The 24,377-nt window shown below is 68.6% G+C and carries 17 protein-coding genes and 3 pseudogenes; 3 read left to right on the top strand and 17 right to left on the bottom strand.

The features are described 5' to 3' along the window. Both ACWC1K_RS49065 and ACWC1K_RS49060 read right to left on the bottom strand, forming a co-directional pair. Positions 1-2,190 (bottom strand): right-handed parallel beta-helix repeat-containing protein (locus ACWC1K_RS49065; protein WP_450840531.1); only part of this gene is annotated, 2,190 nt, incomplete at its 3' end. A gap of 221 nt (positions 2,191-2,411) precedes the next feature. Then, a complete protein-coding gene (locus tag ACWC1K_RS49060) occupies positions 2,412-3,176 on the bottom strand; it encodes a FadR/GntR family transcriptional regulator (protein WP_450840530.1) in 765 nt (254 codons plus the stop codon). Positions 3,177-3,303: 127 nt separating this feature from the next. Between ACWC1K_RS49060 and ACWC1K_RS49055 the strand changes: the two genes are divergently transcribed. Further along, on the top strand, positions 3,304-4,419 hold the full coding sequence (locus tag ACWC1K_RS49055; RefSeq protein ID WP_450840528.1) for an enolase C-terminal domain-like protein: 1,116 nt from the start codon (positions 3,304-3,306) through the stop codon (positions 4,417-4,419). Between the two features lie 793 nt (positions 4,420-5,212). On the opposite strand, the pseudogene ACWC1K_RS49050 reads toward ACWC1K_RS49055, so the two are convergent. The 15 genes and pseudogenes from ACWC1K_RS49050 to ACWC1K_RS48980 form a co-directional block, all read right to left on the bottom strand. Further along, a pseudogene (locus ACWC1K_RS49050) lies at positions 5,213-5,707 on the bottom strand (transposase); the annotation flags it as partial. Positions 5,708-5,934: 227 nt separating this feature from the next. After that, entirely contained in the window at positions 5,935-8,625 is a 2,691-nt protein-coding gene (locus ACWC1K_RS49045) for an RICIN domain-containing protein (protein ID WP_450840526.1), read from the bottom strand. Positions 8,626-9,213: 588 nt separating this feature from the next. Next, a pseudogene (locus tag ACWC1K_RS49040) lies at positions 9,214-9,411 on the bottom strand (transposase); the annotation flags it as partial. A gap of 200 nt (positions 9,412-9,611) precedes the next feature. Next, positions 9,612-9,847: pseudogene (locus tag ACWC1K_RS49035) on the bottom strand (transposase); the annotation flags it as partial. Next, positions 9,844-10,848, bottom strand: a complete 1,005-nt coding sequence (locus ACWC1K_RS49030) for an aldo/keto reductase (protein ID WP_450840525.1) — start codon at positions 10,846-10,848, stop codon at positions 9,844-9,846. The gene ACWC1K_RS49030 and the pseudogene ACWC1K_RS49035, both read right to left, overlap by 4 nt. A gap of 32 nt (positions 10,849-10,880) precedes the next feature. Further along, positions 10,881-11,918, bottom strand: coding sequence for a PfkB family carbohydrate kinase (locus ACWC1K_RS49025; protein WP_450840524.1), 1,038 nt, complete (start codon positions 11,916-11,918; stop codon positions 10,881-10,883). Next, positions 11,915-12,547, bottom strand: coding sequence for a bifunctional 4-hydroxy-2-oxoglutarate aldolase/2-dehydro-3-deoxy-phosphogluconate aldolase (locus ACWC1K_RS49020; RefSeq protein WP_450840523.1), 633 nt, complete (start codon positions 12,545-12,547; stop codon positions 11,915-11,917). The genes ACWC1K_RS49025 and ACWC1K_RS49020 overlap by 4 nt, the downstream gene beginning before the upstream one ends. After that, positions 12,544-13,305, bottom strand: coding sequence for an SDR family NAD(P)-dependent oxidoreductase (locus ACWC1K_RS49015; RefSeq protein ID WP_450840521.1), 762 nt, complete (start codon positions 13,303-13,305; stop codon positions 12,544-12,546). Before ACWC1K_RS49015 ends, ACWC1K_RS49020 begins: the two co-directional genes overlap by 4 nt. Further along, positions 13,302-14,354, bottom strand: coding sequence for a zinc-dependent alcohol dehydrogenase (locus ACWC1K_RS49010; protein WP_450840519.1), 1,053 nt, complete (start codon positions 14,352-14,354; stop codon positions 13,302-13,304). The genes ACWC1K_RS49015 and ACWC1K_RS49010 overlap by 4 nt, the downstream gene beginning before the upstream one ends. A gap of 115 nt (positions 14,355-14,469) precedes the next feature. Further along, complete coding sequence (locus ACWC1K_RS49005) at positions 14,470-15,393, bottom strand: amidohydrolase family protein (protein WP_450840517.1); 924 nt, start codon at positions 15,391-15,393, stop codon at positions 14,470-14,472. 38 nt (positions 15,394-15,431) lie between these two features. Beyond that, a complete protein-coding gene (locus ACWC1K_RS49000; RefSeq protein WP_450840515.1) occupies positions 15,432-15,779 on the bottom strand; it encodes an L-rhamnose mutarotase in 348 nt (115 codons plus the stop codon). Continuing rightward, entirely contained in the window at positions 15,776-17,779 is a 2,004-nt protein-coding gene (locus ACWC1K_RS48995) for a hypothetical protein (RefSeq protein ID WP_450840513.1), read from the bottom strand. The genes ACWC1K_RS49000 and ACWC1K_RS48995 overlap by 4 nt, the downstream gene beginning before the upstream one ends. An 8-nt stretch (positions 17,780-17,787) precedes the next feature. Continuing rightward, positions 17,788-18,642 (bottom strand): carbohydrate ABC transporter permease, encoded by an 855-nt coding sequence (locus ACWC1K_RS48990; protein WP_450840533.1) that lies wholly within the window; start codon positions 18,640-18,642, stop codon positions 17,788-17,790. Between the two features lie 109 nt (positions 18,643-18,751). Further along, a complete protein-coding gene (locus ACWC1K_RS48985; protein ID WP_450840511.1) occupies positions 18,752-19,666 on the bottom strand; it encodes a carbohydrate ABC transporter permease in 915 nt (304 codons plus the stop codon). Further along, positions 19,663-21,021, bottom strand: a complete 1,359-nt coding sequence (locus ACWC1K_RS48980) for an ABC transporter substrate-binding protein (RefSeq protein WP_450840509.1) — start codon at positions 21,019-21,021, stop codon at positions 19,663-19,665. Before ACWC1K_RS48980 ends, ACWC1K_RS48985 begins: the two co-directional genes overlap by 4 nt. A 189-nt stretch (positions 21,022-21,210) precedes the next feature. Between ACWC1K_RS48980 and ACWC1K_RS48975 the strand changes: the two genes are divergently transcribed. Continuing rightward, the gene (locus ACWC1K_RS48975) at positions 21,211-21,978 is read left to right on the top strand and encodes a FadR/GntR family transcriptional regulator (RefSeq protein ID WP_450840507.1); all 768 of its coding nucleotides are present in this window, start codon (positions 21,211-21,213) and stop codon (positions 21,976-21,978) included. A gap of 209 nt (positions 21,979-22,187) precedes the next feature. Next, positions 22,188-24,377: right-handed parallel beta-helix repeat-containing protein (locus ACWC1K_RS48970; RefSeq protein ID WP_450840505.1), on the top strand; the 2,190-nt coding region annotated here is incomplete at its 3' end.

Below are 24,377 nucleotides of genomic sequence, written 5' to 3'. Positions count from 1 at the left end.
GGTGCCGTTGACGGCGGCGCCTGCCTGGTAGACGGTGCCGTAGGTGTCGTCGTGCTGGCCGCCGGCGCCCCAGATGTCCGTGCCCGCGTCGGTGATGGTGAAGTAGCCGCCGCTCTGGCCGGTCAGGGCGGTGGTGGAGGAATAGCCGCTGTAAGGGGCCGTGACGGGGTCCGTGGTCAGGGGCCGGTACTGCGGCTCGATGCCCGCGTTGTTCATGACCGTGCGGGCGCCGGAGGGCCAGTTGCCGTTGGAGACGACTACCGTGCCGCTCACGACATTGCCGCGGTTACCGTCGGATATGTCGGTCGAGGAGTTGCTCGTCCAGTTGCCCTGGACGGTCAGGGCGCCGGTGTTGTTGGAGGAGTTGGCGTTCTCGTGGGCCCACTCGCCCACATTGCGGAAGACGTTGTTGGTGTCCGTGAAGTGCCGGGATCCCTCGTCGTGGTAGAAGCCGAGGTAGTTGTTGTTGGTGTGGCAGTAGTTGCGTTCGAAGGTGCTGCCGGGCGAATCCGACAGGGTGTACAGACAGCCGCCGTCGTTCATCTGCTGCATGATGTCGTGGATGTAGTTGTCGGTGATGTGGTTGTTCGCGGCGGTGGTGGCGGTCTGGTAGATGGGCTGGTAGTTGTACAGACCGCGGTTCACGTAGTCCTGGCTGCCGCCCGGGTCGTTGACCCCCCAGCCGTAGCCGATGGCCAGCCCCGAGTAGGGCAGGTTGTACACCTCGTTGTGCGAGATGGTCGCGCCGTTGACGTAGGTGGCCAGGATGGCCGTCATGTCGCGGTAGTCGATCGCCACGTCATGGATGACGTTGTTGCTCAGGGTGATGTTCTTGTTGGTCATCCGGCTGTCACTGGGGTGATGCGCGTCCGCCTGGAGCCCGCCGACGGCTATGCCGCCGCCCGCGTCCCGGGTGAAGACGTTGCCGGTGGCGGTGATGGTGTCGGCCCCGAGGCCGACCCCGGTGGCGTGGGCGTTGGCGTCCTCGCCGATGCCGAGCGCCACCTGTCCGAGCTGGGTGAACCGGTCGCCGGTGAAGGTGATGTGGTCGGCGGCCGAGACCTGGACGGCGGCCGGCATCTGGTCCCAGTGCGGACGCGTCGCCTCGAACAGCTGGCAGCCGCTCTGGCAGGAGGTCAGCGCGTCGGAGGGACGGTCCCAGGTACCGGTGAGGTACGCGCCGGTCTGCTGGCTGGCGTAGCCGTGGGTGCTGGGATCCAGCCAGCTGGTGCCCGAGAACTGGAGCCCTGAGAACGTGATGTGGGTGGCGGGAGAGGCATAGCTTCCCCCGACGTCGATGAGCGATTCCAGCTTCGGCACCTCGACGTCCGCGGTGCTCATGCTCTGCCCCGGCAGCGGCTTGTAGTAGAGGGTGCCGGAGTTCGTGTCGAGGTACCACTCGCCGGCCGCGTCGAGGAACTCGTAGGCGTTCTCGATGTAGAGCGGTGCCGCCCGGAAGGGCTGGGTCAGGGTGTCGTAGCCGAAGGTGTTGTCGTCCCAGGCCGGCTGCTCCATCGTGATGGTGCCGTTGCTGATGCCGGACACCGGAGAGTAACGGTCGGTGAAGGAGCCGATGCCGTGGATCTCGGTCCGGCCGGGGTTTGCAAGGCTGTTGAGGTAGTTCAGCGCGGTGTTGGTGAAGGTGTAGCCGCTGGTGGTCGCCTTCAGGTCGGCGCGGTTGAGCGAGGAGCGGGCCCTGGTCGCCAGGACGCCGTCGACGTACAGCTGCCGGGTGTCGAACCCCGTCCCGACGTCGGCCTTCCAGATGTTCTTCGCCGAGTCCTGCAGCGTCCAGCCCGTGGCCCGCTGCGCGCCGGTGATGACCGGACGGGCGCCCAGCGCGGCCTTCCAGATCACCGAGTAACCGCCGGTGCCGGAGTCCGCCGCGGTGAAGGTGAGGGGGTTCGTCAGCCGGTACGTGCCGTCGGCGACCTCCACGACGATGTCGCCCGTCATGGAGTTGTTCATGGCCCGGACGTTGGTCTTGGCCTGGGTGAGGGAGCACGGCTGGCTGGTCGAGCAGGCGGTACCGGTGCCGTCGGGGGACACATGGAGTGTCGCGGCGGTGGCGGCGGACGCGGGCACGGCCTGCGCGACGACCGCACCGGCGGAGGCGCTGAGGAGGGCGAGTGCGGCCAGACATGGTCTGAGCCGGTCACGCAGTGCGGGGCGGAAGAGGGTTGAGCGCATCTGAGACCTTCCGATGGTCGAGAGGGCACGCACGGTGCGTCCTCCCACTCATGGGGACACGGGCCTGCGGTGATTGCGGAGGTGATACGGCGACGTAACGTTAGTCGTCATACGTATGCTGTCAATATGTGTCGCAGAAACAGATCTGCACCACAAAAAACCCGCCCCCGGCCTTACGGCTCGGGGGCGGGTACCGGCGCACGCAAGCGCGCGGGATGCGCTCAACCGGTGAGACCGGGGCGCGGGATACGGCGGCGGCTCCAGGCCTCTTCGATATGGGCCGTCATGGCCTGCGCTGCGCCCTGGGGGTCGCGGGCCAGTAGCCGCTCGGCGATCCGGCGGTGCTCGGCGTTCGCCTGCTCGCACGAGTGGCCGTCGGGAATGCCGTTATACAGGAACGTACTGCGGGCCTGGGTGTGGACGGTCCGGATGATGGAACGACCCAGCCTGTTCCGGGACGCCTGCATGATCCGGTCATGGAAGAGCACATCGGTCTCGTTGAACCGGGCGGGAGTGGCGATCTCCTCGTCGAGACGGCCGAGCAGCCGCTCGATCTCCCGGAGATCGTCATCGGTGGCGAGCTCGGCGGCCTGGGCCGCCATCTGCGCCTCAAGGACCGAACGCACGCCGACAAGCTGGTCCAGCACGACGAGTTCGTCGTCGTGCTGGACGGTGGCCGCCAGCACGACGGGATCCAGAAGATTCCACTCCTCGGACGGGGTGACCGTGGTGCCGGAACCCTGCCGGGCACGAACCAGCCCCTTGGCCTCCAGCGACTTGACCGCCTCACGGATCGTGATGCGGCTGACGCCGAACGTCTCGCACAGTTCGGGTTCGACCGGCAAGGTGGAGCCGGGCGGGATGGCACCCGAGACGATACTGTCGGTGAGGGACTCCACCACCGCATGCGCCAGCCGCGCCGGGCGCTTGGGCCAGGGTTTCAGGGCCGACGGATCCTCGACGCCGCTTCGACCGCTCTTCGCCATGGGGCCCCCTCACCGTTGTGGACGATCGCTGAGTCTACTGCTCCGAACACCTTGACAGCATTCGTATGACGACTTACGTTACACGAAAATTTCGCAGCAGTAGCTGCCACTGCAAGGGGTAACAACCGTGCGCATTGCCGACGTGGAGAGCTATCCGGTCCGGGTTCCGGGCGCCAGTCCGCCGTTCGTCTGGCGTGACGGGTTGCTGGGCAGCCCGCCGGACGGCGAGGCCGCGGTGCTGCGCATCTGCACCGACGAAGGGGTCGAGGGCATCGCGATGGCCCCCCGCCGGGGCACCGCCGTCATCCTGGCGGACCTGCTGGACCGCTTCCTGCGCAAGGAGCTCGTGGGCCAGGACCCGCTGCAGCGGGAGTGGCTGTGGCACCGGATGTGGGAGCTGGACCGCACCGAGGAGCTGCCCCTCTATCTGCTCGGCCTCGTCGACACCGCACTGTGGGACCTGGCCGGCAGGCTCGCGGACCGGCCCACCTGGCAGATGCTGGGCGGTTTCCGCACCTCGATCCCCGCCTACGCCTCCACCGTCACCTACTCCTCGGTGGAGGAGTACCTGGACATCGCCGACCAGGCCCTGGAACTCGGATACCCGGCCATCAAGCTCCACGCCTGGGGCGACGCACGCCGCGACGCCCGGCTGTCGGTGGCCCTGCGGGAACACGTGGGGGACGCGATCCCCCTGATGTTCGACGGGTCCGCCGGATTCGACCTCCCCGACGCGATCTACCTCGGACACGCCCTGTCCGACGCGGACTACCTCTGGTACGAGGAGCCGATCCGGGAGTTCAGCATCACCGCCTACAAGCGGCTCGCCGATGCGGTGGCAGTCCCGCTCCTGGTGGCCGAGACCTCCGACGGGGCCCACATGAACTCGGCCGACTTCATCCAGGCCGGCGCCGCCACCTTCGGTGTCCGCGCCTCCACACAGTTGCGCGGCGGCTTCACCGGCGCCATGCGCACCGCCCACCTCGCCGACGCCTTCCGGCTGCGCGCCGAGGTGCACGGGCCGGAGATCCCCAACCGACACCTCTGCATGGCCATCTCGAACACCACCTACTACGAGTCCCTGGTCATGGGCAATCCCATCAGCCGCGAGAGCGGCATCGACGCCCAAGGCCTCGTCCACGCCCCCACCGGGCCCGGCGTGGCGCTGCCCGCCGGCCTGGACTACCCTCCCGTCCTTGAGCGGTTTGTCGACAAGGAGACCGTGACGCCGCCGAAGGCCTGATCGGCCAGTCCACCCCACTCCCGCCCCGCTCCCACGATCGCCCCGCACCCGACCCTCCGCGCCTTCGCGCCAGCCGGTTGGGTCGGTCGCGCGGCGAGGTGCCTGCCTGCCGACACTGCCGGTGCAGGTCCCGTTCCGCGCGGCCTCCCGCCGAACCGGACATGACGGTTTCCCGGTCATCCGGCTCTCCAGTGACTACGGCGTGAGCGATTCAGGCTGCTCACGCAGGACACACAGCACCGTTTCGGCGATCTGCATTTCGCATACCTCCCGGGTCTGATGTATCCGAGTCACCTGGCCCCCTTCGCCCTGCGGACGGCTTTCCCGTCCTCCCTGGTCGGGCGTTAATCCGGCGACTACTACGGGGCCTCCGTCGCCATAGGACTCGCGTCCCGTAGGCGATCCCACGTTTGTCTCTGTCTGTACGTTCTAGCGCGAGTTAGGCGTCCCACTCATCTCCTTGAATGCCCTCGCTGGGCATCGCTCCGCACCCCGGAGGTGCACGGGGGCACGATCGAACCCCGTGCAGGGTGCGGCGCCGGTTTCAGCTGTCCTTCCGGCGGATGAGAACTTGCATCTTCTGGATATTGGGCTTCAAACAATCCAGTCTTCGCCATATCGCGCGGGCCGCCCAGCGCACCGTCTCCGACAACTGAGCCCGGTCACTGGTTTTCTGACATGCTGTTGTCCCCTTCACCTTTCGGATCCAGGTAAGTCATCCGGCCCAGGAACCTCCTTCCGAGTTCCTCCCGGCTCAGCCGGAGATACAAACAGAGCGCCTCGTGGCGCACAAGGTGCGCTCGACAACCCAACGTCGAGGGGTCACCTTGAACCCCTTGACGCCGGGGTCACGTTGGACGACTTCGATGTCGATTCCGAGGCGGGCGCCGTGGTCGATGGCTTTTGTCCGGTAGCCGGTGTCGGCCCATGCCTGGGTCACTCGCGGTGCTGCGGCGGAGACCTGGGTGAGCAGGTGGATGCCGCCGACGCTGTCGGAGACGCTCGCTGCGCTCATCCAGACGACCAGCAGCAGACCGAGGGTGTCGACGCCGAAGTGGTGCTTGTGGCCTGCGATTTTCTTGCCTGCATCGATGCCCCGGCCGGCTGATGGCACGTTGTCGGAGGTCTAGATGCTCTGCGCGTCCAGCACGCAGGCACTCGGCTCGGTGTTGCGGCCTTCGGCCTCGCGCACCAAACGTCGCAGCAGGCCGCTGAGCTGGTCGAAGATGCCCTCCTTCGACCAGGCGGCGAAGTGGCCGTAAACCGTCTCCCACGGTGCGAAGTCGTGAAGGCCGTCAGTTAGCCAGCCGAACTGGAACCTGAGAGGGAGGGGCAGGTCACCTGACCTGGCTGGCGGAGTCCACCGATCACAGCAGCCCCAGCTGCAGGATGCTATGCCGAAGCCGCTCCTACGACGACAGGGCGGCTTCGGCATGGTCGGTGAGTGGAACAGTGGGGCCGGAAGGCCATTGGCCTCCGGCCCCACCGGCTACCGCCTTGTATCGGGTCGGTTTGTCACTGGATCGTCCAGGCCTGGTTGGACTGGTTCAGGGGCATGTACTGACTGACGGTGGCTCCGTTGGAGGTCGATCCGCCACCGACCTCCAGGACCTGCCCGCTCTCGAAGTTGCGGATGACGTACCCGCCGCTGACCGGCTCGAAGTACCACAGCTGGTTGTTGCCGCCGTTGTAGCCGTATTGCTGCACCGCGGCGCTCCTCCAGTGGCTGGGCCAGCCGAAGTCGAGGACCTTGCCGCTGTTGCGGTTCATGATCTTGTAGAGCTGACCGCTGACGGGGACGATGTTCCACTGCTGGTTGGCTCCACCGTTGCTCGGCCACTGGATGACGCTCCCGCCGTCAGCGGTGGACCCGCCGGAAACGTCCATCAGCTGTCCGCTGTTGACGTTCTTGATCGTGTAGTACGTCGACGGGTTGGTGTTCGGCGTACCGGTCGCGTCCTCCAGCGCCCCGCCGGCCTGCTGCACACTGAAGTCCGCGATGAAGAAGTACGCGCCGTCGGTCTTGGCGACCCGCACATAGCGGAACTTCTGGCGGACATCGATGTTGCCCGTGAGCGTCGAGGCGAGCGGCAGGGTGGCCGTCTGGCGTCCCACGACGGTGTAGGTGGCGAAGGACGGGTCGTTGGAGGCCCGGATCTCGAAGTTGCCGCGGGTCTCGGACTGGTCCAGGTCCTGCCGGGTGGTCAGGGAGAACTGTCCGAGCTGGTAGGCCTGCCCGAGGTCGACCTGCCACCAGGCCGAGCTGTCGCTGCCGGTCGGCGACCAGCCGGTCGAGCCGTTGTTGTCGTTGGCGTTGGAGGCCGGCGTGAAGGAGGCGTAGACCGACGACGCGGACGCCGACTTGTTGTAGGCCAGGTTGACCTTCGCCGCCAGCCCCTGGTAGGCGGACTCCAGGCCGGATGCCTTGATCACCGAGTCACCGGACGTGGTGTTGTTGGTGAGCGTGACGTTGGAGCCGTTGCGGTTCTGGTTGATGAACCCGTCCGTGTGCGACAGCACGTTGTTCGACAGGGTCATGTTGTCCGACCCCTCGTCGGTGTAGATGCTGGCCACGGCCGAACCGCAAGCGGCCGGCGAACGCACCACGTCGTGGATGTAGTTGCCGTTGATGACCGTGCCCGGGTCGTTGGAGAGGTGGTAGATACCGGCGGAGTCGCACAGCCGGTTCATGACGTTGCCGATCCGGTTGTAGCTGATGCTGTTGTTGCCTTCGGCGTTGGCCGCCGACTGCCAGCCCCAACCCAGCGAGATGGCGGCCCACGGGGTCTCGGAGATGTCGTTGTGGTCGATGGTGGTGCTGTTGACGAAGCCCGCATTGATGCCCGCGGTGCCCAGGTAGTCCTCCCCGATCCCGGTGATCAGGTTGTTCTTCACGGTGACGTTCTTGACCACCTCCCGGGCGTCCTCACCAGCTGGTGAGGTGGGCGGGTTGTAGACGGTGTGGTACTCCACGGTCGGGTCGGAGAACTTGCCGACCATGATGCCGTTGCCGGCGATGTCGTAGACGAGGTTGCCGGTCACGGTGCTGTCGTGCACACCGTGGTGCAGGTCCAGGGCGGTGGCGCCCATCTGTGTGAAGGTGTTGCCGGTGAAGGAGAGACGGTCGGCGTACGAGGCCTGGACCCCGGCCGGCGGACGGCCGACGTACTGGTTGTTGGAGGTGTCGGCCGAGAGGTTGTAGAGGCCGCCCTGGCCGTTGAGGTAGCCGTTGTCCGTCGCCTCCATCCAGGTGGTCTGGGTGAAGGTGATCCCGGAGAAGCGCAGGTCGTGGGCGGGACTGTCGAGGCTGGTGCCCTTGATGTCGAAGAGCGTCTGCACCGTGGGCGCCTGCACGGTGGCCGTGGACATGTCCTCACCGGGGCGGGGCTTGTAGTAGACGGTCTGCGCGGCCGTGTCGACGTAGAACTCGCCCGGTTCGTTGAGGAATTCGTGGGCGTTCTCGAAGTGCAGGGGAGAGCCGTCGGAGAGCTGGGGCCAGGGACGCTGGAACAGGATCCCGGCTTCGTGGTCCTGGATCGACACGTTGGCGATGCCGTTGGCGGAGCTGATCGATTTCAGCCGCAGGTAGCTCTCGCCCCACTGCGTCTCCAGCATCATCTCGACCTTGCTGAGCTGGTCCCAGTTGGACACCTGCGAACTGAGCACCTTCAGCAGCTTGTTGGTCTTGTCGCTGCCCTGCAGCTGGAAGTCCGAACCGACGTCGGGGAAGCGGGCCCGGGTGGCGCGGACCCCGTTGACGTACAGCTGCCGGAAGTTGAGGCTGCCCACCGGCGCCTTGTACTCGCCGTTCGCGGCCGCGGTCCAGCCCGTGATCGCCTTGCCGCCGGTGATTACCGGGGTCTCGCCGTTGTACGCCTGGTAGACGACCGTGTGGCCGTTCGTGCCGGAGTCACTGGTGCCGAAGCTGATCGGGGCGGTGAGGGGGTAGGTGCCTCCGCGCAGGTTCACGACGATGTCGTCGGACATGTTCGCGTTGACGGCCCGGACCGCGGCCTGGGCGGCCTGGATGGTCTTGAAGGCTGAGGCGGTGCTGGTTCCCGAGTTGCTGTCACTGCCGTTGACCGGGTCGACGTAGAAGTTCGTCGTGGCTGCGTAGGCGGGTTGAGCGGGCAGAACGGCCGCGAAGACGACGGCCGCCGCCGCGAGCGCCTTGACCGTCCCCGCACCGATGCGTAGGGGTCTCATCTGTGGTGTGTCCCTCCTCCAAGCCCCCGCTGGGGTTATGAGTGGCATTTATCGGCGAGATGGACTGGTCCCGTCAAGACGATGAACCGACTTATTTTTCCACTTCCGTAACACCGAGGACACATGCGGGGTAGGCGTCGCTTCCACTTGGCCTCCTGTCGTGGGACAGTTATCCCAGTTAGAAGCGCATCTTTGGTAACGGGCAACGCCCCGCGCGGACCAATGGGTCCGCAAAATGAGTAGTACTCATTTAGGTTCGACCTTCGTCGAGTTCTCTCACTGATCAGTTGAGAATGAGGAAACCGATGCGGCGAAGGCAGATGAGGGTGCAGACCAGCGGCACTGGCTGCCGGACTCGCCCCACTCGCCACCGGCTCCGACCATCGCGGTAGCCATCCGGGTTCCCTCGGCTCTGTGCGGCGTAGACGGGTTTCGACCGCCCACCGGACAGGTGCCGTCGCTGCCGCCGCTCAGTCTCGACCTCTCGCCAGGACGGGCCGATGGCCCGTACGGTCACAGACTGTGCTCTCCTTTGGAACGTCATCGCCGGACCGGACCCCCCTCGACTCGGGAGGGCTTCGTAGTCGCGGGCAGGTAGCGCCAGGGGATGCCGGTGCGGGCCATGTAGAGCACCGCGTCCAGGAGGTCGCGCAGGTCGTGGCGGGGCGGGTGGCCGATGTTGAGGCCGCGGAGGATGATTTCCTCACGCCAGTTCGTCAGCAGCAGTGTGACCAGCGCCCACCGGGCGTCGGAGAGGTCGCTGGGGTAGCGGCGGCGTGCGCTCATGTTTCCGGCATAGCTCCGGCCCGGCCCGCCGGTCAGGGGCCTGGTCAGGCAGCCGGGGCATTCGGAGCCAAGTGGCCCACTCCGCGATGAAACAGGAGCAGAGGGAGCGCAACGGCCAAGGATCTCGCTGCACACGGCACGCGCGGGGCGTGCGTCGCCCCCAACTCCCCGGCCACTCACCAGAATTCACCGTACTGCTCTGGCTTGGTAGCGAAGCCCCGCCCGTCAAGGATCTCGGCGGCGCGGCAGCGTTCGAGGTCGTCAGTCCAGGACTGGGACAGATCAGCTCGCGGTCCATCAGGGCGCGTCGGCGGGTGGTGACGTATGCGGCAAGGCGCCGATCCGGCTGGGGGTATCCCCTCTGGAGGATCTCGGTACGGCCGGCGGTGCCGGAGTACTGGCGTTGCACGGCCACGGAGGTGGTGGCTTTCATCAGCCCATCGGGCGAAGACCGCTTCCTGTGGGGACGTCGGACCTGATCAGCCCTCGGTGCCGGAGGTCGTCCCACAGGGCCTGGGGGACGGTGCTCCGGTGGAGTTCCACGTTCCGTGTCACTTGTTCGCGGTTTCGCATGCCGAGCGTGACATTGACCGTGCTGGGGTGGGTGAGGGGGAAGGCGATCGCGGCGGCGGGCAGGGTGGTGCCGTGGGCCGCGCAGACCTGGGCGATGGCCCGAGCCCGCGCGACGAGCTCCGGCGGGGCGTCCTGGTAGTCGTACTTCATTCCCTCGGCCGGGTGGTCACGGGAGAGCAGGCCGGAGTTGAAGACGCCCACCGCCACCACACTCTTGCCGAGTTCCCGTGCCGCGGGCAGGACGTCGTCCAGCGCCGACTGGTCCAGGAGTGTGTAGCGGCCGGCGAGCATGACAACGTCGGCGGCGGTCTCACGCAGGAAGCGGGCGAGCATCGCCGACTGGTTCATGCCGGCGCCGATCGCGCCGATCACGCCCTGGTCGCGCAGCTCCGCGAGGGTGGGCATGGCCTCGTCGGCGGCCTGGCGCCAGTGGTCGTCGGGGTCGTGCAGATAGACGATGTCGAGGCGGTCCAGGCCGGTGCGCTCCAGGGTGGCGTCGAGGGAGCGCAGGATGCCGTCACGGCTGAAGTCCCACTGCCGGCGCAGGTCGTCCCGTACGACGAAACCCTCGTCGTCGACGCCCCGCGGCCGTTCGTTGGGGACGAGAAGCCGGCCCACCTTGGAGGAGATGACGTACTCGTCGCGCGGACGGCCTCGCAGAGCGGCGCCCAGCCGGCGTTCGGAGAGGCCGAGGCCGTAGTGCGGTGCGGTGTCGAAATACCGCAGGCCGGCCTGCCAAGCCGCATCGACGGCGGCTGTCGCGTCGTCGGCCGGGGTGACACGGTAGAGGTTGCCGATCACGGACGCTCCGAAGCCGAGCTCGGTGAGGGAGACGGACGTGTTCTGGATCTTCCGCTGGTGCAAGACGTGCTCCTGGGTACGGGTGATGGGCGCGGTCAGCGCCTGACGTGGGCCGAAGCGCCCGCGACGAGCGCCTCGACCTCGGCGAGCGAGACCATCGAGACGTCTCCGGGCGTGGTCATGGTGAGTGCGCCGTGGGCGGTTCCGTAGGCGAGGGCGCGTTCCAGGGAGTGACCGGCGAGCAGGCCGTGGATCAGTCCGGCGGCGAAGGCGTCGCCGGAGCCGATGCGGTCCAGGACGTGCAGGCCGGGCATACGCGGGCCGGTGACGAAGCCCGTTTTGGGGGACCAGGCGGCCGAGGACCAGTCGTTGACCCCGGCCGAGGGCACCTCGCGCAGGGTCGTCGCCAGTACCCTCGCCTCAGGCAGCAGGTCGGCCACCGCGGCGAGCGCGTCCGGCACCTCGTCGGCCGCGATGCGCGTCTGTCCCGGATGTGTCCCGGCCAGGCCGAGGGCGCCCACCACGACGTCGGCGTGCCGGGCGAGCCGCAGGTCGACCTCGCGTGCCCGCTCGGCGCCGCCGCGGCCGGCCCAGAGGCTGGGTCGGTAGTTCGGGTCGTAGGAGACGGTGACCCCGTGCCGGCGGGCCGCCGCCAGGGCCTCGTCGGCGACGTCCACCGTGGTGTCGGACAGACCGGCGAAGATGCCGCCGGTGTGGAACCAGCGCACCCCGGCCGAGAACACCGCGTCCCAGTCGATGTCCCCCTTGCGCAGTTGGGAGACGGCGGTGTTCGCGCGGTCGCTGACGCCCAGTGCCCCGCGGATGCCGAAGCCGCGCTCGACGAAGTTCAGGCCGTTGCGGGCCGTGCGCCCCATGCCGTCCGCCGCGACCCAGCGAAGGTGCGAGGTGTCGACGCCGCCCTGGAGGATCAGGTCCTCCACGAGTCGGCCCACCGCGTTGTCGGCGAGGGCGGTGACCACGGCGGTGCGCAGCCCGAAGCAGCGGCGCAGGCCGCGTACGACGTTGTACTCGCCGCCGCCCTCCCACACCTGGAAGGTGCGGGCGGTGCGGATTCTGCCCTCGCCGGGGTCGAAGCGCAGCATGACCTCGCCCAGGGCGATCACGTCGGTCACGGCGCGGTCCTCTCCACCGCCACGGCGGTCAGCCGGCGGATCTCGTCGTATGCTCCACGTTCGAGGTGGCCGGGGGTGGCGATCCAGCTTCCGCCCACGGCGAGCACCGACGGGTGAGCGAGATAGCAGGACAGCTGGTCGGGGCCGATGCCGCCGGTCGGGACGAAACGCGCCTTGGGGAAGGGCGCCGCGAGCGCCCGTAGCATCCGCAGGCCGCCGAGCGGTTCGGCGGGGAACAGCTTGACCGTGTCGACGCCGGCGTGCAGGGCGCCCATCAGCTCGGTCGCCGAGGCGATCCCCGGCACGACCGGCACCCCCAGCTTCCAGCACCGGGCGACGACCTGGATGTCGAAGCCCGGGGAGACGACGAAGCGCGCGCCCGCGGCCACTGCCCGCTCCACCTGCTCGGCACTGAGCACCGTTCCGGCGCCGACGGTCAGGCCGCCGTGGGCCGCCATCTCCTTGACGACCCGTTCGGCGTCCGGGGTGCGGAAGGTGACCTCTGCACAGCGGGCGCCGCCCGCGGCGAGCGCGTCGGCCAGTGGCCCGGCGCTCGCGGGGTCCGGCACGGTCAGCACCGGCAGGAGCCGGGCACCGTCCAGTACGGAGGCCAGAGATCTGCCGCTCATCGGCCGAGCCATCCGCCGTCGACCGGCAGGACGACACCGTGCACGTAGGCGGCCGCGTCCGAGGCGAGGAAGACGGTGGCGCCGGCCAGGTCGTCGGCGCTGCCCCAGCGTCCGGCCGGGATGCGGTCCAGGATCGCCTTGCTGCGCACCGGGTCGTCCTGCAGCGCCTGGGTGTTGTCGGTGGCGATGTAGCCGGGCGCGAGGGCGTTGACGTTCACGCCGTGCGGTGCCCACTCGTTGGCCAGGGCCTTGGTCAGACCGGCGACGCCGTGCTTGGCGGCGGTGTAGCCGGGCACGGTGATGCCGCCCTGGAAGCTGAGCAGCGACGCCGTGAAGATGACCTTCCCCTGGCCGCGGGCGACCATGGCCCCGCCGACCGCACGGGTCAGCGCGAACTGCGCGTTGAGGTTGACCTGGAGCACCAGCTCCCAGTCGGCGTCGCTGTGTGCGGCGGCCGGAGCGCGGCGGATCGTGCCCGCGTTGTTGACCAGGATGTCCACCGGCCGCTCGCGCCCGGCGAGGTCCTCGCCCAGGGCCCGTACCGCCTCGGGGTCGGCGAAGTCGGTGCGGATGGCCTCGAACGTGCGGCCCGCGGCGACGACGTCCTTCTCCACCGCACTGCCGGACTCCTCCAGCGAGGCGCTGACACCGATCACGTCCGCACCGGCCCCGGCGAGCGCGCGGGCCATCGCCCGGCCGATGCCGCGCCGGGCGCCGGTGACGACGGCGAGCTTCCCGGTCAGGTCGAAGGCGGTCATACGGCGGCTCCCTGGGCGTCGTCGGTGTTGTCGGTGCAGTCCACGAGGATCTTCATCACGTCGCCGCCGCCTTCCAGGGCCTCGAACGCGGAGGGCGCCTCGGTGAGCGGCACGACCTTGCTGATCAGCCGCTCGGCCGGGATGGTGCCGTCCGCGACCAGGGCAACCGCCTTCTCGAAGTCGGAGCGGTCGTACAACCGAGCCCCGACGAGGGTGAGTTCACGCCAGAAGAAGCGGTGCAGGTTGACCTCTCGGGGCCGTGGGTGGATCGCGACGAGGCAGAGGCGGCCGCGCACGCCGAGGACATCGACCGCGGTGTCCACGCCGCCCGCCGCACCGGACACCTCGAACGCGACGTCCGCGCCCGCGTCCCCGGTCCACGCGCCGACCAGCGCCGGCACGTCGTCGTCGGCCGGGTCCCAGGTCGCCAGGCCCAGCTCCTCGGCGAGCAGCCGCCGATGGGCGCTCAGCTCCACCACACGGACCTCGGCGCCCGCGGAGCGCGCGACCAGCGCTATGAGGATGCCGACCGGGCCGCCGCCGACCACGACGACCTTCTCACCGTCTCGCACCGCGGCCCGGCTCACGTCGTGCACGGCGACCGCCGTCGGTTCGACAAGCGCGGCCCGGTCCAGGGGGATCGAGTCGGGCAGCCGGACGAGTGTCGAGGCGGGCACGGTCCAGCGCTGCTGCATGGCGCCGGGGGAGTCGATGCCGATGAAGTCCAGGTGCTGGCAGATGTGCTGATGGCCGGCCTGGCAGGCGGGGCAGGTGTCGTCCCAGCGCAGCGGCATCACGGTGACCGCGTCTCCGGGCTGCCAGCCCTCGACGTCCGGGCCGACGCGTACGACGCGGCCGGACATCTCGTGGCCCAGGACGGCGGGCGTGTGGACCCGGGCGTCCATGTCGCCGTGGAAGATGTGCAGATCGGTGCCGCAGATACCGACGTAGGCGGGGGCCAGCTCCACTTCGCCGGGACCGGGCGGCGCGCTGAGTGCGGGCGCGGTGTCCAGGGTGCGGGCCGAGGTGTAGCGGACGGCGAGTGTCATGGTGTCGTCAGGGTCCTTTCGGCGCGGACGCCGATGGTCAGGAGAGGCGGATGCATGTCCCGCGCGGGTTCGCCGACGAGCGGGACGCGTGCGCACGCCGGGGTGGGCGTGAGGGTCAGATGGTGTGCGTGGCGCTGTCCGCCGCCACGTCGGCTTCCTCTGACACAGCGGAGGGGAGACGGTAGAAGGCGGTCGCGGTGCCGGCGAGGACCGCGTGGATCTCGGTGGTGGAACAGCCGTCGAGCAGTTCGTCGACGGTGGCGGCCCAGCGGTTCCAGCCGCCCGCGAGGTTCGCGACCGGCCAGTCGGAGCCGAACATCAGCCGTTCGGGGCCGAAGGCGGAGAGCAGCACGTCCCAGACGGGGCGGATGTCGTCGACGGTCCACTTCTCGTGGTCGGCCTCGGTGATCAGCCCCGACACCTTGCAGACCACGTGCGGGTGTGCGGCCAGCAGACGCAGCGGGCGTTCCCAGTCGGCCAGGTCACCGTCGGCGATCGGCGGCTTGCCCGCGTGGTTGAGCACCTGGGGCAGGTCGGGGAAGCGCTCGGCCAGCCGGATCGCCTGGTCGAGCTGGTGGCTGCGGACGAGTACGTCGTAGCCGAGCCCGCGGTCCCGGGCCGCTGCCAGCCCGCGTTCGACCTCGGGGCGTTGCAGCCACTCCGGGTCCGTCTCGCCCTGGACGAGGTGGCGCAGGGACCGCAGATACGTCCCGCCCGGCCCGGCGAGCAACCCGTCGAGCAGATCGCCGATCGCCGGGGATGTCAGGTCGGCCCAGCCGACCACGGCCCCGATCAGTGGCTCCCGCTCCGCGAGGGCGAGCAGGTCCTCGGTCTCGGGTACGTCCGGGATGCACTGCACGACCACCGTGCCGTGCAGCCGCCGGCCCGCGATGGACTGGGCGGCGGTGGAGCGCAGGTCATCGGGGGTGAAGGCGCGGCGGATCGATGCCACGGCGGGGTCGTCCAGCCAGGGCTGCGGGCGCTGTTCGAGGTCCCACAGGTGGTGGTGGGCGTCGATGAGGACGGGGGCGGGGGTCATGGCAGGTTCCAAGTCGACTCGGTCTGGTACGGGCCGCGTCAGGCGGTGGCGTCGTCGGCGGGCGGGCTCAGGTGCCAGATCTCGGGGAGTTCGGTCCACTGGCGGCCCTCGCCCCGGTCGGGGAAGGGCTCCTGGCAAGGGTCGGTGAGCTTCCACCACTCCTGGGTCTCGGGGTCGGCTTCGAGGGCGGCCATGTCGGCCTCGAAGTCGTCGCCGTGGTACTCCAAGTAGGCGAACAGCACGTCACCGTGGAGGAAGATGCTGAAGTTGCGGATGTTCGCCCGGTGCAGGGCCGCTTCGACTCCGGGCCAGACGGCCGAGTGGAGCCGGAGGTACTCCTCGCGGTGCTCGGGTCGGAGCCTGATGGTCTGAGCGATGCGCTTCATGCGGTTTCTCCCTCCGCGCCCGCAGGGGATGCGTCGGCCGGGTTGTCGAACGGAGTGCGGTAGCTGGGAGTACGGGTGCGCAACCCGAGGCGCAGGGTGAGCCGGATGCGGGTGGAGGCGGGCAGACGGACTGTCAGGAACGGTCCGTTGCATGTGGTTTCGGTCTCGGTGACGGCCGGCTCGGTGTGGCCGTAGTCGTACATGTCGCCGATCCAGCTGTCGTTGGTGCAGGTGGTGTACCGGACGGTGGTGATGGTGTGCTCGGCGAAGGCGCCGGCCTGGACGGTGACGGTGCGGTCGGTTTCGGGGGAGAGGTTGACGAGTTCGACGGTGGTTGCCTGGGGATCGATGGAGGTGACCAGGGCGGCGACGTCGGCGGGCAGGCCGGCGCGGCGGGTGTCGGCGTCGTGGTAGCGCAGCCGTGCCTGCTGCAGTCCGCCCTGGTACAGGACCTGGGGGCCGCCCCAGGTGAGCTGGACCAGGGCTTCGGTGACGACGGGGTTGCACTGCTGCCAGACGTGGATGTCGGCCTCGGGCACGTCCAGGTCGCGGTAGCGGTCGATGCGCCGCAGCCGGTGGCGGACCTGGGCCTGGGCGGCGGCGAGGATGCGTTCGGGATAGCCGGGGTCGTCGCCGGCGAGGAAGGCGAACCATGCCTTCTCGTGCCCGGAGTCCTCCTTGGACCGGAAGGGCCGTACGGTGCGCCAGTCGATGCCGTCGGCTTCGCGCAGGTGCTCCAGCCGGGCCCGGTCGGCCTGGGAGAAGGTGTGGTGCCACAGGGCCACCGGTACCGGGGGTGTGGCGGGGTTGTGGTCGAACCAGCCGGAGTCGTTGTGGCGGAAGGGCAGGTGCGGTGTGGGTGTGTGGATGTCGTCGGGGCCGAGTTCGACCGCCCATTTGGAGGGCAGGCTGGAGTCGGCCTCAGTGTGGGGCATGACCTTGGCGTGGCTGATGAGGGTGTCGAGTGAGGTGGCGATCATGGAGAGGTAGTCGTCGTCGCCGGTGACGGTGGCGGCCGCGAGTGCGGCCACGCAGGCTGCGTGGCCGAGGCTGTGCCAGCCGTGGGGCCAGGACCAGCCGTAGTGGCCGCCGTACCAGCGGCCCTCCAGCAGGCCGCCGACGATGCCGTCGGGGCTGACGTTGTCGGGGATCAGGCCGCCGTTGGCCTGGGTGCGTTCGCGCCAGGCGCCGACGTATTCGGTGATCCAGTCGCGGTAGCGTTCCTCGCCGGTCAGGATCCAGGCGTTGAGGACGAGTCCGGCCGCGGCGAGGTTCATCGTGGTGTCGCCGACACCCATCCGGTCGCGCATCTGCTCGCCAAGCCGCGGGTCGGCGGAGAGCGGGTAGGGGCCGTCCTGGGCTTCGGGGAGCCATTCGAGGGGGTAGCCGTAGGTGTCGGCTTCCTTCTGCAGCCAGGGGTAGACGTCGCCGTCGAAGAGGCCGGTGCGGTCGGGGTCGCTGCCGTTGTGGGGGCGGGTGATGATGCGGTGGGCGGGGTCGTAGTTGCCCTTGGCGGGGTCGACGTACAGTTCGGCGAAGCGCAGGGCGCGCTCGCGCCAGCGGTCGGGTGCGGCCATGCACAGGAAGTACAGCAGGAGCAGGCTCTCGCCCTGGTGGAACCAGTCGTAGCCGCGCTCGTACTCCTCGCGCAGCATGTTCAGTTCGGTCAGTTGTCGGGTGACGCCCTCCCAGTGTTTCTCGCTGGCGGGCAGGAGGTCGTCGGCGCCGCCGAGGAGGTAGAGCTGGGGCCAGTTGAAGAACACTTCGTAGAAGTCGTCGACGCCGTCGCGGGTGGTCAGTTGCCTGTGGTAGTTCAGGCGTCCGTCGGGGCCGGTGAAGGCGTCCTCGAAGCGCCGCCAGGCGTGGTCGAGCAGGTCGAACAGGGCGCGTTGGGCGACGGCCCAGCCGGGGGGTTCGAGCAGCGGCACCGTGGCCCCGACATCGAGGACGGGGGGCGGGGTGCCCTCACCGTGGGCCTGGAGAGGGGAGTCGAAGGGCATGAGAGCGGTCACTCCTTGGTGGCGCCGGCGAGCATTCCGCTGACCAGGAAGCGCTGGGCGAACAGGAACACGACGAGGACGGGGGTGATGGCGACGAGTGTGGCCAGTGCCAGTTGCGGGCGTTGGATGGCGAGGTTGCCGACGGTCGGGTTGAACGACGGCACGTTGCTGAGCAGGCTGCCGACGCCCACCTGGACGGGCATCTGGTCGCTGTCGGGGAGCATCACGTAGGGCAGGAAGTAGTTCGTCCAGTTGGCGACGAAGCTGAAGAACCCGACGAGCGCGATGACGGGGGTCGCCAGCGGCAGGGCCACATGGCGGAAGACGCCGAACTCGGAGCAGCCGTCCATGCGGGCTGCGGCCAGGAGGTCCTTGGGTACGGCGGTGGTGAAGTAGATGTACGTGAGGTACACCCCGAACGGGTAGAAGGAGTACGGCAGGATGATCGACCACATGGTGCCGATCAGGTGGACCGCGTTGATCTCCAGGAACAGCGGCACCACCAGGGTGGCGTTGGGCATGAGCATCACGACCAGGGTCGCGATCAGCAGGGTGTGCCGGCCGCGGAACTCGGTCATGGCCAGCGCGTATCCGGCGGGTATGGCCAGGCAGAGCGTGATGACCAGGGAGATCGCGGCGTAGAGGGCGGAGTTGCGCAGCCACAGCAGGATGGCGTCGTCCTGGAAGGCGGTCAGGGCGTGCCAGTTGGCTGTCAGCGCGTGCCAGGACCCGAAGGAGAGCGGGTTGTCGTGGACGAGCTGCTGGTCGGTCTTGGTCGCCGCGAGCAGCAGCCAGAGCACGGGCAGCACGAAGAACACCACGAACACGGTGAGCACGGAGCCCGTCAGCAGCCGTGACGTCATGTGCCGGGGGGGCCGGCGGCGCTGCCGTGGTTGGCCGTGTGGGGTTCGGCTCATGGCGTTCGCATCCCCTTCGGTGCGCGGGGTGTTGGCAAGGGGGGTGGTTCGTGTGTCAGTCGGCATCGAAGAACCCCGATCGTGCGACGAAGACACCGGCGACCGACACACTCACGACCAGGAGTTCCACCGAGACGGCGGCGGCGCCGTTGATGTTGTTCATCTGGAAGGCGAAGTCGTAGGTGAGCTGGTTGAGGGAGTAGTCGCGGCCGGCCACGCCGGTGCTGGCCAGGGAGAGCAGTTGCGGCTCGACGAAGAGCTGCGCGCCGCCGGCGAAGGCGAGGATCACCATGTACACGATCCACTTGCGGAGCATGGGGATCTGGACCCGCCAGGCGGTCTGCCAGCCGTTCGCGCCGTCGATGCGGGCGGCTTCCATGACGTCCTTGGGGATGTTGTTGAGGGCGCCGTACATGACGACGATCCAGCCGCCCGCGCCGGTCCAGAACGCGATGATCGTGAACAGCAGAGCGAGGTTGCCGGGGGCGATGACCTCGCCGAAGGTGTGGAAGCCCAGCGAGCCGAGCAGGGAGCTGACGGGGCTGACCGTCGGGTCGAGCATGAACAGCCACACCAGCACGCTCGCGGCGCCGGCGAGGGCTCCGGGGATGTAGTAGAGGAAGCGCAGCGCCTGACTGAGCGGTCCGGAGGACAGCCGGTGCAGCAGGAGCGCCAGGACGACCACGAACACCACGAGCGAGAGGAGCCAGAAGACCAGGTACAGGGCCACATGACTCAGGGAGTCGACGAAGCGGAAGTCCTGTGCCGTGGTGACGAAGTTGGAGAGACCTGTGAAGCCCCCGCCGGCGTCGGTGAACGCGAAGTAGATCGCGTAACCGGTCGGTAGGACGCCGAAGGCGATCAGCAGCAGTACGTAGCCGGCGACGAATGCCATGCCGGCCCGGCTCTGCCGGGAGGTGCCGCGAGGGCGCCCCCGGACAGAGCCGGCCGAGGAGTGCGCGGAAGTCACTGGGCGACCTTGTATCCGTCGGCCTGGGCGTACTTGACGATCGAGTCCTGCCAGGCGGGCAGCAGCGACTCGATGGTCTTGCCCTGGGTCAGGCCGGGCTTGACGGTGGCGGCCCAGATGGCCTCCTGGCTGAACTGGCCCGAGCCCCAGTCCGGCCACACCTGCGAGGAGGCGTCCTTGAGGGCGGTGAGGTCACCGGCGAAGTACCCGGAGGCGGCCTGCGCCTTGAGCCAGTTGTCGGCCGCCGGCGCGTAGGCCGGGAAGCCGGGGGCCTTCGCGCCCTGGTAGGCGTTGTCGGTGGTGACCCACTTCAGGAAGTCGGTGGCCGCCTTGATGTGGGCGGAGTGCTTGGACAGCAGCCAGGTCCCGCCGCCGACGTTGCCGGTCGAGGGCGAGGTGTCGCCCTGCCACTGCGGCATGGGCGCCACCGCGATCTGCTTGGCCGGGGTCTTGAAGGTGCCCTCGAACACCGCGCCGCCGTACCACGCCGGGCCGGGCATGAGCAGGACCTTCTTGGCCTTGTTCTTGCCGAAGTCGGTGCTGAAGACCCCGCTCGTCGACATCGACTTGTCCTTGATCAGCACATCCAGCAGCTTGGCCATCTTGGTACAGGCCTCGCTGGTGGTGTTGACAGAGACGGCCTTGGGGCCGGTGATGTGGTTGGCGCCGCACTTGCCCGCCCACAGGTAGATCTCGGGGGTGAAGGTGTCACCCGCGTCGCCCACGAGGTAGCCGGGGTGCTCCTTGGAGACCTTCTCACCGAGCGCCTGGTATTCCTCCCAGGTCGTCGGGACCTTGTAGCCGAACTGCTTCAGCAGCGGCGCGTTGTACCAGAGCACCGCCTGGGAGAGGTCGTTGCGCAGGCAGTAGAGGGTTCCGTCGACCGTGCAGACGTCGTTGGCGCCCTTGGCGAACCCGCTGAGCGTCGTGTCCGGTATCAGGCCCTTGTTCAGCGGAGCCGCGAAGTTCTGGTCGACGGCCCAGCTCGCCTCGTTGTTCTGGGAGCTGAAGACGACGTCCGGCCAGCCCTTGCCCGTGCGGTTGAAGAGTTGGACCTTCGTCTGGAGGTAGTTGGACCCGTTGGCGTCGCCGTCGTAGCTGACGATGTGCAGCTTCACGCTCGGGTGCGACGCCTGGTACTGCTTCGCCGCGGCCAGGCGCGTCGCGTCCACCCACACGGTCAACGCCCCCTTGTCCTGGGCGGCCTGGGCGAAACCGTCCTTGGTCGTCGTACCGGCGCCGCCACCGCTGCCGCAGGCGGTCACGGTCAGCAGCACCGTGGCCGCGCAACCGGCCAGCAACGCCGCACGCTTCTTACTGATCACTCTCTTCGAGCTGGACTTGTTGACCGTCATGAGTGGCTCCACTGGGTTCGCAGGTGCCCTGAGCAGTTCGGGGGCGCTTGGATCGGTCGACGCCGTGCCGTCCCGGGCGGGCGTCGGACACTGGGGGTGGCATTTCGCGTAACATAAGTCGTCATACGAATGCCGTCAAGGTGTTGGCGAGTAGACTCGCCCACCGTTCACCACAAAGCAAGGGGGGTCATGGCCAAGAACGCCAGCGACACAGCCGAGGAATCGCCGGTCCTCAAGCCCTGGTCCAAGCGCCCGGCCCGCCTGGCCCATGCCGTCGTGGAGTCCCTCACCGACAACATCGTCTCGGGCGCCCTCCCGCCGGGCTCAACCCTGCCGGTCGAACCCGAACTGTGCGAGACGTTCGGCGTCAGCCGCATCACCGTCCGCGAGGCCGTCAAGTCCCTGGAGGCCAAGGGCCTGGTCCGCGCGCGGCAGGGTTCTGGCACCACGGTCACCCAGGCCGAGGAGTGGAACCTGCTGGACCCCGTCGTGCTGGCCGCCACTGTCCGGCATGACGACGCACTCGTCGTCCTCGACCAGCTCGTGGCCATCCGGTCGGCGCTCGAGGCTCAGATGGCCGCCCAGGCCGTCGAGCTGGCCACCGCCGAGGACCTGCAGGCCATCGAGCGGATGCTCAGCCGGCTCGACGAGGAGATCACGACCCCGGCCCGGTTCATCGAGACCGACGTCGCCTTCCACGACCGCATCATGCAGGCCTCCCGCAACCGGCTCGGCCGTTCCATCATCCGTACCGTCCACGCCCAGGCCCGCACCACGTCGCTGTACACCGGCGCCCCCGACACCACCGGGTGCCGGCAGGCCAACGTGGAGCACCGGAAAGTGGTCGAGCGTCTCCTGGCCCGCGATCCCGAGGGCGCCGCGCAGGCCATGACCGACCACATCGCAGCAGCGTGGCGTCGCCGTCGCCTGCCCAGCGCGGCCCCGCCCGCTCCGTGAGCACAACCGCACCGACGCCCCCGAGCCGACAGGCCGGGGGCGTCGCATGTCTGGCGCACATCGTCCAAGTCGTCGCGACGGAACTATTGACGAAATTCGTATGACGTCTAATGTTGCGTCGCGGTTTCCCCTTTGTGCCCGCGCCACCCGGCCCCCACTCCGGTGAAACATCGCGAGGCCTTCCGAAACAATCCACCGGCAGGTGTCACGTGCGACCAATCCGCAACCACGCCGTCCCCGACCGTCTCAGATCATGGCTTGCCACGGCCGTCCTCCTCATCGCCTCGGCCGCTGCAGTCCTCGTCCAGGCCGGCCCCGCGTTCGCAGCCACGACGATGCTCTATGCCGCGCCGAACGGCACGGGCACCGCCTGCTCCGTGAGCCAGCCGTGCTCCCTCACCCAGGCCAAGACAAATGTGCAGGCCATCAACGGCTCCATGACGGGCGACATCACCGTCGTGCTCGCCGACGGCACCTACCGGCTGACGGCCCCGCTGACCTTCACCTCCGCCGACTCCGGCACCGGCGGCCACACGGTGAACTGGACAGCCGCACTGGGCGCGCACCCCGTCATCACCGGAGCCCAGAAGGCCACCGGCTGGACCCTGCACGACTCGGCGAAGAACATCTGGCAGGCCGACGTCGGCACCGGGTTCGACACCCGGCAGCTGTACGTCGACGGTGTCCTGGCGCAGCGGGCCCGCTCCACGGTCAACCGCTCGGACCTGACCGTGACCACCAGCGGCTACACGTTCACCAACAGCGCGCTGAGCTACCTCAACAGCCTTGCGAACCCCGGCCGGACCGAGATTCACAGCATTGCCTCCTTCACCGACCGCTACTCCCCGGTGTCCGGCATCAGCAACGGCACCATCACCATGACCCAGCCCGCATGGACCAACAACACGTTCGGCTGGGACACCCTGGAGCACCCGCTCCGGTCGGGCCCGCTCTACATCGAGAACGCCTACGAGTTCCTCGACACCGCCGGCGAGTGGTACCTGGACACCAACACCGGCACCCTGTACTACAAGCCGCTGCCGGGGCAGAGCATGAGCACCGCGGACGTCGAGGTGCCGAAGCTGCAGTCGCTCATCGATGTCGGGGGAAGCTATGCCTCTCCCGCCACCCACATCACCTTCTCGGGACTGCAGTTCTCGGGCACCAGCTGGCTGGGCCCGAGCGGCAGCAACGGGTACGCCAGCCAGCAGACCGGGGCCTACCTGGCCGGCACCTGGTCCGCCCCGTCGGACTGGCTGACCTCCTGCAACGCGGGCTGTAAGTTGTTCGAGGCGACCCGCCCGCACTTCAGCCAGCTGCCGGCCGCCGTCCAGGTCTCGGCCGCCGACCACATCACCTTCACCGGCAACCGGTTCACCAACCTCGGGGAGAACGGCCTCGGGATAGGCAACGACGCCAACGCGCACGCCACCGGCGTCGGACTCGGTGCCGACACCATTAACGTGACGGGGAACGTCTTCACCCAGGACGCGGGCGGCGGCATCCTCGTGGGCGGTGTCCAGGCCGACGCACACCACCCCAGCGACAGCCGGATGACCAACAAGAACATCACCCTGAACGACAACGTCATCCACGACGTGGCGATCGACTACCGGGACATGTCGGCCCTCCTCGTCACCTACGTCAACGGCGCGACCGTCTCGCACAACGAGGTGTACAACCTGCCCTACAGCGGCCTCGCCATCGGCTACGGCTGGGGCGTCAACGACCCGGGTGGCAGCCCGGAATACCAAAACCGCGGCCTGTACGACTACCAGCCTGTCTACTCGACGCCCACCACGGCCCAGAACAACAACGTCACGGGCAACTACATCCACGACATCATGCAGCAGATGGCCGACGGCGGCTGCGTGTACACCCTGTCGGCCTCGCCCGGCAGCACGATCACGGGGAACTACTGCCACAACACCAACAACTACTACGGCCTCTACCACGACGAGGGCTCCCGGAACTTCACCGACTCCAACAACGTCGTCCGCAACACCGGACAGTGGCTCTTCGCGCACACCGGCTCGACCCAGAACACCGGCGCCCTGACCGCCACCGACAACTGGACGGTCAACAACACCGCCAACATCAGCACCAACGACGGCCACGGTGACACCGTCAGCGGCACCGTCGTCGTCACCGACGGCAACTGGCCGTCCGGCGCGTCGACGGTCATGAACAACGCGGGCATCGAGCCGCAGTACCGGCCCCTGACCACCGGCGCCGTCACCGGCCCCTACAGCAGCTACTCCTCCACTCCCGCCACCACCGGACAGACCGGCGGCTTCTTCACCGTCACCGACGCGGGCACGGACATCTGGGGCGCCGGCGGCCAGCACGACGACACCTACGGCACCGTCTACCAGGCAGGCGCCGCCGTCAACGGCACC

The organism is Streptomyces sp. NPDC001492, assembly GCF_053597275.1.
Note: the sequence above shows the minus strand (reverse complement) of the source record. Positions and strands in the feature narration are given on the sequence as shown.